This is a genomic window from Clostridium sp. CAG:221, from assembly GCA_000435835.1.
GTDB lineage: Bacteria > Bacillota > Clostridia > Clostridiales > Clostridiaceae > Clostridium.
The window spans coordinates 1-11,143 of the sequence record FR883346.1 but is presented as its reverse complement, the minus strand read 5'-3'; the positions used below and the strand labels follow the sequence as shown (position 1 = coordinate 11,143).

Below are 11,143 nucleotides of genomic sequence, written 5' to 3'. Positions count from 1 at the left end.
TATAAAAAATTAAGGAGAGAATTTCTACGAAATTCTTTGAAAATATATTTTTTAGAAATTCCCTGAGTAATTTTCACCTTCATTAGCGAAGTGTTAATTCTTAACTAGTGCAGCGTTTTACCTTGTCACTTTTGACTTCTTAACTAGAGCTATGCTCGACTTAACTAATTAGCGTAGCGTTAATTTTTCATTTTTAATTTTTCATTTAAAAAAACACTGTCATAAAAAAACTTGGAAAGTAATATATAAATAACATATAATCATATAAATATTTATAGTAATAATTAAATGGGAGTAGATAATCAAGATGATTTCATGGATAGGTGAATGTATTTTTTATGAATTATTTCTATTAGGATTTTGTGGAGTATTAGAACCAGGTAAAAAATATGAAGAGAAAAATAGACTAAAGAAAGTTATAGAATTTATACCACATTTTAAAGAAATGAAGGTAAATGCAGTATATTTAGGACCGGTATTTGAATCTACGTATCATGGATATGATACAATAGATTATTTTAAAATAGATAAGAGGTTAGGAACAAATGAAGATTTTAAAGAGTTATGTGATAAGTTACATGATAATGATATAAAGATTGTCATCGATGGAGTTTTTAATCATGTAGGAAGAGATTTTTTTGCCTTTAAAGATGTGCAAGAAAATAGAGACAAGTCTAGGTATTGCAGTTGGTTTGTTAATTTGGATTTTAACGGTAATACCCCAGAAAATGATGGTTTTTATTATGAACCATGGAATAGATGTTTTGATTTAGTGAAGCTTAATGTATGGAATGAGGAAGTGTGTGAGTATCTTTTTAAGGCACTGGATTTTTGGGTTGATGAATTTAGCATAGATGGAGTTAGGATAGATGCAGCAGATAGCATTGATTTTAGTTTTTTTAGAAAATTGAGAAATCATATAAATTATAAAAAAGAAGATTTGTGGCTTATGGGAGAAGTTATTCATGGAGATTATTCAAGATGGGCTAATGATGAAATGCTCCATACAACTACTAATTATGAGTGTTATAAGGGGTTATATTCCAGTCATAATGATAGAAATTATTTTGAAATAGCTCATTCATTTAGAAGACAGTTTGAAAAAGGTGGAATTTATGAGAAGCTATGTTTATATAACTTTGTAGATAATCATGACGTAAATAGACTTGCCAGTGTAATAAAAAATCCGGAGCATATATATAATATCTACACATTGCTTTATACTATGCCAGGAATACCTAGTGTATATTATGGCAGTGAATATGGCATAAAGGCTGTAAAGGGAAAGAATACAGATTTACCATTAAGACCAGAGTTAGATATAGATAGCTTAAAAGATGCTGATAAAAAACTTTTTAAATTGATATGTAGTTTAGGAGAAATACGAAGTAAAAGTGAAGCCATAAAGCATGGAACATATAATCCTATAATTATAAAAAATGAACAATTTATCTTTTTAAGAAAGTTTAAAGATGAAGAAATATATGTTGCATTAAATTTGGATGATAAAGCTGTAGAGGTTAATTGTAATATTAATGTTCATAGTGGTATAAATTTATTAACTGAAAAAGAAGTTACCATAGATGGAAAAATATATATACAGCCATATGGAGCATTAATAATCAGAAAAGATAATTCTATTTAAAACAAACTATTTATAAAAATTGTAAAATGATATGAATTAATTTCATATCATTTTTTTTGCTTTTGTAAAAAAAACAAGAATAAATTGTAAAAAAATATAATAAAAGGTATAATTGGGTAGAGGTGAAGGGGAGTAGAGATGATAGCAGAAATAGATAAATGGATATATAGTTTAGAGTATAAGAGTGATACTATAAGTGATAAAGATTTACATTCAGTTATTGATAATGCTAGTAAAGCATTAGAAAGTAATGATAAACTAGAAGATGTGGAAATTATGAAGTTATACTATCTATTAGGAATAGGGCTTTTTAGAATAAATCAATATGATAAAAGTATTGAGCACTTAAATATTACTATACAATATGGAAAGAAGCTTTTTGATGAATATTATTTAGCTAAGGCATACGGATGGAATTCAATAAATTATTTAAATACATTTTCCATAAAAGAATATGAAGAATGTTTTAATATTGCAGAAAATAAACTTAGATATTTAAGGCAATATGATGATCTTGCAGTTTTATGTACAAGGGTATCGTGTAATTTATATAGAGGCCAAAGATCTAAGGATGAAATACAAGTAGTTTTAAATAAGGCAGAGGGGTATTTAAAGAAGTTTGAATCTAGTTTATCAGCGCAATGCTATTTGGGAATTGGGCAAATATATTCATTAGTGCTAAATAACTTTGATGCTGCAGTTGATCATTATTATAGAGCTTTAGAGTTAGCAAGAAAATATGATGTGCCTCGTATAGAGTGTACAGTATTATATCAAATAGGAGCAGGATATTGTCAACTGAATTTAAAAAATGAATGTATTGGTATATTTAGGCAAATGTTAGTAGATAGAAGATTTGAAGAATTTTATGTTATACAATCAGCATCAGCAATAGAATTAATAAGAGTTCTTATAGAAAAAGAAATGCATTTAGATAAAATTGAAACATATATAAAAAAATGTGAAAAAGCTATAGATAAGATAGGATTAATAAAAGGACAACAGTTTAAATTGGTTTTTGATATAACCATAATAAATTATAATATAAGAATAAAAAAACATGATGTGAAACAATATTTAAGCAAAATGAAAGAGATTGAAGAAAAGTATTATAGCTATGGTAACACATTTTTGTTTACTAATTTTGATTATGATATTCAAGAAGTGTATGGTGAGATTTATTATAAATTGAAAGAATATGATAAGGCATTAAAGCACCATAAACTATTATTAAATCTAGCTAATAAATATGAAGTTACCTTTTTAATAAAGGCCTATAACTATTTGGCAAGAGACTATGAAGCCGTAGGAGATTATAAAGAGGCGTATTTTTATATAGAAAAAGCTAATAAAGCAATAGTAGAAATTGAACATAGAGAGCTTGTAAGAAAATATGTTAGAGTATATAAAAATTATGAAAGACTTAGAGGACAGGAAAAAGAAAAACATGATTTTTTTGCTACGCTTTCACATGAACTTAAGACTCCAATAAATGTTATTTATTCTACAATACAGCTTTTAAATTTATTTAAAGATAGGGATGAGCAAGAATTTAAAAATATTTATTTAAAATATGAAAAGAGTCTTAAACAAAATTGTTTAAGAATGAATAGGCTAGTAAATAATATTATAGATCTTACTAAACTTGATTCAGGAGCTCTGAATCCAAACTTTGTTAATTATGATATTGTAAAACTAACAAAGGATATAGCTGAATCAGTATTATCATATGTTGAAATAAATAATGTGAATTTAACATTTAGTTCTAGTATTGAGGAATTTATTATAATTTGTGATCCAACATTTATTGAAAGGATAGTGTTAAACTTATTATCAAATGCAATAAAATTCTCTAAAGAGAAAGGAAATATAGATGTTAATGTATATTTAAAAGATAAGTATGTAGTCTTAGAGGTAAAAGATAATGGAATAGGCATACCTATAACTATGCAGCAAAAAATATTTGAAAGATTTGTACAATTAGATAAATCATTAAGCAGGAAGAAAGAAGGTAGTGGAATAGGACTTTCACTGGTAAAAATATTAGTAGAAATCCATAATGGATATATTGAGTTAGAAAGTAAAGAGGGAAATGGAAGTATTTTTAGGGTGTATTTGCCAAATGAGAACGATAATAGCATGATTAAGGTTAAATCATGTAATGAATATAATGTAAATATTGAAAGGGTTTATGCTGAGTTATCAGATATATATGAACTTATATAAAAAGATTGCCTAGAGTTTTAGGCAATCCTTTTTGATTTTTATAATTATTAACTAAAGCTGAAGAAGGTATTGAAGGATTTAGGTATATGCTTTCTGTAGAACTTTCAAATTTTAAGAAGGCATTGTTGGTGGCAGGATCATCAAATAGTAAGAAAAGCTCCATTAAAATATTAATGACATATAATGGGTTAGTATGGAAAGAAGTTCAGTCAAAAGAGATGAAAGGATACACTTCTAGAGCAATGGAATTTCACAATGGAAAAGTATATGTGGCAACAGTAGATGAGCAAGGTTTTAAACCATATTTATATAGTAGCTTAAATCCAGAGATATATCCTTGGAAGACAGAAATAGATTCAGAAATTAGAGGCTTTGATAAAGGAAAAAATCCTACAGGTTCAATATATAATTAAGAATAGATAAGAACGATAATTGGGAGGTAATAGTAGGGGGAGAGCCAAAAGAACCAATTCAGTGCAGCATTGGAATTAGAAATAAAGCTAAATCAGACTATGAATCAGGTTTTTCCAATGCTTTGAATATTTATATCTGGCAAATATGTGAATATAAAGGAGCTCTATATGTTACAACTCTTGATCATGGAAGTAATATACAAACCATATTAGAGATATTTTTATTAAATAAAGAAGCCTTAAAAAAGATAATTCCAGCAATGAAACTAGAAGGCATATCTGTTGAAGGAATAATCAAGTATTGTGAAAAAACACTGAAGGAGTTAAAAGATACTAATTATCAATTTGGATTTGATATATTTATGTCTACTGATGGAATAAGATTTATGCCAATTTGTTTAAATGGACTTGGCAATAGAGATAACTATGGTGGACGAATTTTGTTTGTATCATCTGAAAATAAGTTATATATAGGTACAGCTAATCCTTATGAAGGTTGTGAATTATGGGAAAGTGATGATTCATTAAGACTATTGAAAATGTAGCAATTAAAGTATAAGATTAATAAAATTTATAGTAAATTTTTAAAAAAGAATTAGGATTTTTTTATCCTAATTCTTTTTTAAATAAAAATAAAAAAATATATTTTTATTATTAATATTTTTTTACATAAGGTTATATATTGTATTAAGAGATTAAATAATTATTATGACTCAATAAATGTAATTAATTTTAAAAATGCAAGTGAAATCTATTCCATATGGAATAAATTTTAAATATAAAATATGGGGGGTTATGTTTTATGGTGAATAAAAAGTTAGTAGCAGCAGGGGTTGTTATGTCTATTTTTGCAGGTTCTTTAGTTGGATGTGGAGGAAGCAGTGAAGAGGGAAATGGAGGAAATTCAACACAAATTTATTTTTTAAATTTTAAACCAGAAATAGCTGATGTTTATAAGAGCGTTGCCAAGGATTATGAGAAAGAAACAGGAGTAAAAGTTAAAGTTGAAACAGCAGCTAGTGGAGACTATGAACAAACTTTGAAGTCAGAAATGGCCAAGAGCGAAGCTCCAACAATATTTCAAATAAATGGTCCAGTTGGATATAATAATTGGAAGAATTATTGTTTAGATTTAAAGGATACTGATCTTTATAGTCATTTATCTGATAAATCTTTAGCAGTAACTGATGGAGATGGTGTTTATGGTATACCTTATGCAGTTGAAGGATATGGAATAATTTATAATCAGGAAATAATGGATAAATATATAGCTCTTTCTAATAAGAAGGCAGATATTACATCTGTAGATGATATTAATAATTTTGATATTTTAAGAGAAGTTGTTGAAGATATGCAGGCGAATAAGGATAAACTTGGTATAGATGGTGTATTTGCTTCAACATCTATGGCATCAGGAAATAGATGGCGTTGGGACACTCACTTAGCCAATTTACCATTTTATTATGAATTTAAAGATGAAAGCCAAGATGATGCCTCAATTATAGAGACAGGTCTTGCATCAGAAACAGTAGAATTTGAATATAATGACAACTATAAGAATATTTTTGATTTATACTTAGATAATTCTTGTACTGAAAAAGGTCTTTTAGGTAATAAGAGTGTTGATGATTCAATGTCTGAATTTGCATTAGGAAAATGCGCAATGGTTCAAAATGGAAACTGGGCTTGGTCACAAATTAAAGATGTTAATGGAAATGTTGTTAAACAAGATGATATAAAATTCTTACCAATATATACAGGTGTTGATGGAGAGGAAAATCAAGGTATATGCATAGGAACAGAAAACTACTTTGCAGTTAACAGTAAAGCTTCTGAAGAAGAACAACAAGCTTCAATAGATTTTATTAACTGGCTATTTACTAGCGATACAGGAAAAGCTTATGTTGTTGGTGATTTAGGGTTTATAGCACCATTTAACACTTTCAATGAAGATGAAAGACCATCAGATCCATTATCAGCACAAGTTATGGAATGGATGGAAAAAGATAATATAAAAAATGTAAACTGGATATTCCAATCATTCCCTAGTGAAAAATTTAAAGAAACATTTAATGATGCATTACTTGAGTATGTTCAAGGAACTCAAGATTGGAGTTATGTAGTTAAAACAGTAAAAGATGCTTGGAAATCAGAAAAAGCACAGTAGTTAATTGATAATGATGAACTTAGTTAATGAAAAATGTAAAATTAAAAATGAATGAAATGATTTAGTTTAAAGTGGTATTAACATAAGAAATAAAACTAGTTATAAGAAATATAACTAGTTTTATATAACATACTTTTGTTTAGTTAAAAGTCTTATTTATTTTGCTAATCTCATGTTAATGCACTTACAGTTTTGTAATGCAACTTAATTTTTCATTTTTAATTTTACATTTATTAAAGAAACTCTGTGAGTTTTATCATTAATTCATAATTCGTAATTCATCATTCATAATTAAATTGCTTTGCAATTTTTAGGAGGGGTTTTATGCAGAAGATTTTAAAAAAGTATTTTGCTTTTTTTGTATTGCCTACTTTTGTGGCTTTTTGTATTGCTTTTTTAGTACCGTTTATAATGGGAATTTACTTATCTTTTACTAAGTTTACAACAGTAGCTGATGCACAGTTTGTAGGATTAAGTAATTATGTAAAGGCTTTTTCAAATGATGAGTTTATTAATGCACTATTTTTTACTGTTAAATTTGCTGTGGTATCCACTATAACAGTAAATGTATTAGCATTTACCTTTGCTTATTTATTAACTAGAAAGTTAAAAGGTACTAATGTATTTAGAACTATTTTCTTCATGCCTAATTTAATAGGTGGAATCGTTTTAGGATATATATGGCAAATAATAATTAATGGCGTATTAAGCCACTTTAATGTTAATTTAACATACAGTGCCAGCTATGGATTCTGGGGATTAGTTGTAATGATGAACTGGCAACTAATAGGATATATGATGATAATTTATATTGCTGGAATTCAAAATATACCTAATGATTTAATTGAAGCAGCTAAAATTGATGGGGCTTCAAAATCACAAATCTTGAGGAAAGTTACAATTCCACTGGTTATGCCTTCAGTTACCATATGTCTTTTCTTAACTATATCTAATGCTTTTAAGCTATTTGATCAGAACTTGGCATTAACAGATGGTGCACCATCTGGAGCAACATCAATGTTAGCTTTAGATATTTATAAAACATTCTATAGTAGAAATGGATGGGAAGGAGTAGGACAGGCAAAAGCAGTAATATTCTTTATTATAGTTGCTATCTTAATGATTATTCAATTAAATATTACCAGGAAAAAGGAGGTTGAAAGCTAATGAAAGGCAAAAAAAGCAATGTATTTATTTATATGATATTAACAATATTAGCAGTGGTATTTCTAGCACCTATATTTATAATATTATTTAATTCATTTAAAGGTAAGCTTTATATTAGTGATGCTCCTTTTAAATTGCCTACTGCTGAGACGTTTTCAGGATTGCAGAATTATATTGATGGATTATCAAAGACTGGATTTTTAAGTGCTTTTGGCTGGTCAATATTTATAACATTTTTTTCAACCATTGTAATTGTATTGTTTACTGCCATGACAGGATGGTATATCACTAGAAGTAAAACTAAAGTAAGTACATCACTATATTTTATCTTTGTATTTTCTATGATTGTTCCATTCCAGATGGTTATGTTTACTATGAGTAAGGTGGCTAATATGCTTAATTTGGATAATCCAGTGGGATTGATAGTACTTTATATTGGATTTGGAGCAGGACTTTCAATATTTATGTTTTCTGGCTTTGTAAAGTCAATTCCCATTGATATTGAAGAGGCAGCTTTGATAGATGGATGTAATCCTATAAAAACATTTTTCCTAATAGTGCTTCCATTATTAAAACCAATTTGTATTACTGTAGCAATATTAAATGTAATGTGGATATGGAATGATTATTTGTTACCATCATTAGTATTAAAGAGTGATTATAAAACTATTCCAATGGCAGTACAATATTTAAGAGGTGGTTACGGTGCAATTGATATGGGGGCAATGATGGCTGTGTTAGTATTGGCAATTATACCTATTATTATATTTTATCTAACTTGTCAAAAGTACATTATTGAAGGAGTAGCGGCAGGAGCAGTTAAAGGGTAATGATGAATTATGAATTGTGAATTATGATTTTAAAAAGGAACTATATGGAGGATTATATAGCTCCTTTTTAAATTATCTTATTTAATAGCTGGCTTTATTTCTGTAATTGTTTCAAGATTGCTATCTGCATTGTTAATTATATCTTGAGACATTTCTTTGATAATATTATCTTTAGTAGACTCATTTATTAATTTGGCTAGAGATTTTGAAGCTTCAATAAGATATTGAATTTGATTTATATAAGTTAAAGAATCGCTTTCATCAGGATTTATTTTGTTTAAATTATTAAATAGTGTATCAGTGATTTCTTTTGATGCTTTTGTATATTTTTCACTGGCAGCAGCATCTGATTTTTTAGAAGTAGAAAGTTTATCTATTAGAATTCTGCTCTCGCGAATAACTCCGCTATTTTCTTGAACTATTTCTTCAGCAAGATCAATAAGCTGTTCATCAGTTATGTAACTTTGAATCAAAGCTGAAATGTATATGGCTGTTCTAAGTACTGATATTTCTGAGTTAAGAAAATCTACATCATTAATACCAGATGAGGGACGTGCAGAAAACTCACCTTTTAAATCTTCAATGTGAACAGAAGCTCTATCTTTATAAGAATCTTTCACTGCAGGAGCAGAGTTAGTAGGAATGTCTTTACATAAGGCAGCAATATGTAAAGGTGGAAAGAATGTAGTTGTACAAGTTACTCCAATTAAAAATGTAATTAATAATTTTTTCATAAAATTTACTCCTTATATTAATTAATATAAATTATTTTATGTAAAAACTTAAAAATTATTAGATATAATTAATAAATCATAGTTATACTATATTTATCAAATTAATATCTAATGAGGGAGGAAGACAGATGAGTGAATTAACAAAAGAAGTAATAAATGTTTTAGCTAAAGAAGAGGATGATAAAATATTAAAAGAAGTTTTAGATTATTATGAATTTCTAAAATGGAGAAATCAAAGAGAATTAGAAAGTAAGACAATAGAATGTAATGAATATAATGATGATCCAGAAATTGAAATAGAATGGTTTTTATAAAATCAGTATGGCACGTTTAACTTTAAACGTGCTTTTTATATGAAATTAAAATCTAATTTAAATGAAAAAAGAAACATTTATTATGTACAAGAAGGAAAATTTGTAATATTATCTTATTATAATAAAAAATAGTATAAGGAGAAGAAAAATGTCAGATAATACTAGTAGTAAAAAAATTATGTGGTATAGTCTAGCATTTATGGCCTTTTCAGGAGTTTGGGGATTTGGTAATGTAATAAATGGATTCTCTGAGTACAATGGATTGCAGGCTATAGTGGCTTGGCTAATAATATTTGCGCTATATTTCATACCATATGCGTTAATGGTAGGAGAATTAGGATCTGCCTTTAAAGATTGTGGTGGAGGTGTCAGCTCTTGGATTAATGAGACAGTAGGAGCAAAGCTTGCATACTATGCAGGGTGGACATACTGGGTTGTACATATGCCTTATTTATCACAAAAGCCTAACAGTTTTATGATAGCTACCAGTTGGGCAATATTCCAAGATAAGAGAATTAGTGATATGGATACAAGGCTTATGCAATTGGCATGTTTAGCCATCTTCCTTTTAGCAATTTACCTAGCCTCTAAAGGAATAAGTATATTAAAAAAACTATCAACTTTAGCAGGAACTTCTATGTTTATCATGTCAATATTATTTATTTTATTGATGATAGCAGCTCCAGCACTTACAGATGCACAGTTAAATACAATAGATTGGTCACTTAAGACGTTTATACCTAAATTTGATATAAGCTTCTTTACTAATATTTCAATTTTAGTATTTGCTGTTGGAGGATGTGAAAAAATATCTCCATATGTAAATGAAATGAAGGATCCAGCAAGAGGATTCTCAAAAGGTATGATTGCTTTAGCAGTAATGGTTGCAGTAACGGCTATACTTGGAACAATATCACTTGGAATGATGTTTGATTCAAATAATATTCCAAATGATTTAATGACTAATGGTGCATATTATGCTTTCCAAGAATTAGGGGACTACTATCATGTAGGAAACTTATTTGTGATTGCTTATGCAGTAACTAATATGATAGGCCAATTTGCAGTGCTAATAATTTCTATTGATGCACCTTTACGTATGCTTCTTGATAGCGGGGATAAAAGATATATTCCAGAGGTGCTATTTAAGAAAAATAAAAATGGGGCTTATGTAAATGGACATAAACTTATTTTAGTAATAGTGTCACTTTTAATTGTGGTTCCAGCATTTGGTATTGGTAGCGTTGATGAATTAGTGAAATGGCTTGTAAAATTAAATGCAGTATGTATGCCATTAAGATACTTATGGGTATTTGTAGCTTACATAGCTTTAAAGAAAACTGGAGAAAAATTTGGTAGAGAATACTATTTCGTAAAGAATAAAGCATTAGGAATACTAATAGGTGTATGGTGCTTTGTATTTACTGCTATAGCATGCATTGGTGGAATATATTCAGAAGATGTATTCCAATTAATGTTAAATATTGCTACACCAATAGTACTGATCTTACTAGGGCTTATTTTGCCATACTTTGCTAAAAAAAGTAATAGATAATAGCAAGAATAAGGTAGTGTTAAAAAAACATTAAGATGATTTTTTCATCTTAATGTTTTTTTATGTGTGCCCAGCATGGGCAACAACTTGAC

Annotated in this window: 10 protein-coding genes; 9 read left to right on the top strand and 1 reads right to left on the bottom strand. The window is 28.1% G+C overall.

All coding sequences use genetic code 11. From position 1 onward, the window contains the following. Positions 1-307 precede the first annotated feature (307 nt). From Q5O44_RS00050 to Q5O44_RS00020, 7 genes are all read left to right on the top strand, one after another. On the top strand, positions 308-1,645 hold the full coding sequence (locus Q5O44_RS00050; RefSeq protein WP_022166334.1) for an alpha-amylase family glycosyl hydrolase: 1,338 nt from the start codon (positions 308-310) through the stop codon (positions 1,643-1,645). Positions 1,646-1,783: 138 nt separating this feature from the next. Then, complete coding sequence (locus tag Q5O44_RS00045; protein WP_022166333.1) at positions 1,784-3,871, top strand: ATP-binding protein; 2,088 nt, start codon at positions 1,784-1,786, stop codon at positions 3,869-3,871. A gap of 86 nt (positions 3,872-3,957) precedes the next feature. Continuing rightward, a complete protein-coding gene (locus Q5O44_RS00040; protein ID WP_022166332.1) occupies positions 3,958-4,284 on the top strand; it encodes a hypothetical protein in 327 nt (108 codons plus the stop codon). A gap of 122 nt (positions 4,285-4,406) precedes the next feature. After that, entirely contained in the window at positions 4,407-4,829 is a 423-nt protein-coding gene (locus Q5O44_RS00035) for a hypothetical protein (RefSeq protein WP_022166331.1), read from the top strand. 257 nt (positions 4,830-5,086) lie between these two features. Beyond that, on the top strand, positions 5,087-6,451 hold the full coding sequence (locus Q5O44_RS00030; protein WP_022166330.1) for an ABC transporter substrate-binding protein: 1,365 nt from the start codon (positions 5,087-5,089) through the stop codon (positions 6,449-6,451). A gap of 324 nt (positions 6,452-6,775) precedes the next feature. Next, positions 6,776-7,618, top strand: coding sequence for a carbohydrate ABC transporter permease (locus Q5O44_RS00025; RefSeq protein WP_022166329.1), 843 nt, complete (start codon positions 6,776-6,778; stop codon positions 7,616-7,618). Beyond that, positions 7,618-8,448: a carbohydrate ABC transporter permease gene (locus Q5O44_RS00020; RefSeq protein ID WP_022166328.1), complete on the top strand. Its 831-nt coding sequence runs from the start codon at positions 7,618-7,620 to the stop codon at positions 8,446-8,448. Before Q5O44_RS00025 ends, Q5O44_RS00020 begins: the two co-directional genes overlap by 1 nt. Positions 8,449-8,525: 77 nt before the next feature. Here the strand turns inward: Q5O44_RS00020 and Q5O44_RS00015 are convergent, their stop codons facing one another. Then, positions 8,526-9,182, bottom strand: coding sequence for a hypothetical protein (locus Q5O44_RS00015; RefSeq protein WP_022166327.1), 657 nt, complete (start codon positions 9,180-9,182; stop codon positions 8,526-8,528). 128 nt (positions 9,183-9,310) lie between these two features. Here Q5O44_RS00015 and Q5O44_RS00010 point away from each other — a divergent pair, with 128 nt between their 5' ends. Then, positions 9,311-9,496 carry a hypothetical protein gene (locus Q5O44_RS00010; RefSeq protein WP_022166326.1) on the top strand — a complete coding sequence of 62 codons (186 nt, stop codon included), beginning with the start codon at positions 9,311-9,313 and terminating at the stop codon, positions 9,494-9,496. Positions 9,497-9,644: 148 nt separating this feature from the next. Continuing rightward, entirely contained in the window at positions 9,645-11,051 is a 1,407-nt protein-coding gene (locus Q5O44_RS00005; RefSeq protein ID WP_022166325.1) for an APC family permease, read from the top strand. The last annotated feature ends 92 nt before the right edge of the window (positions 11,052-11,143 follow it).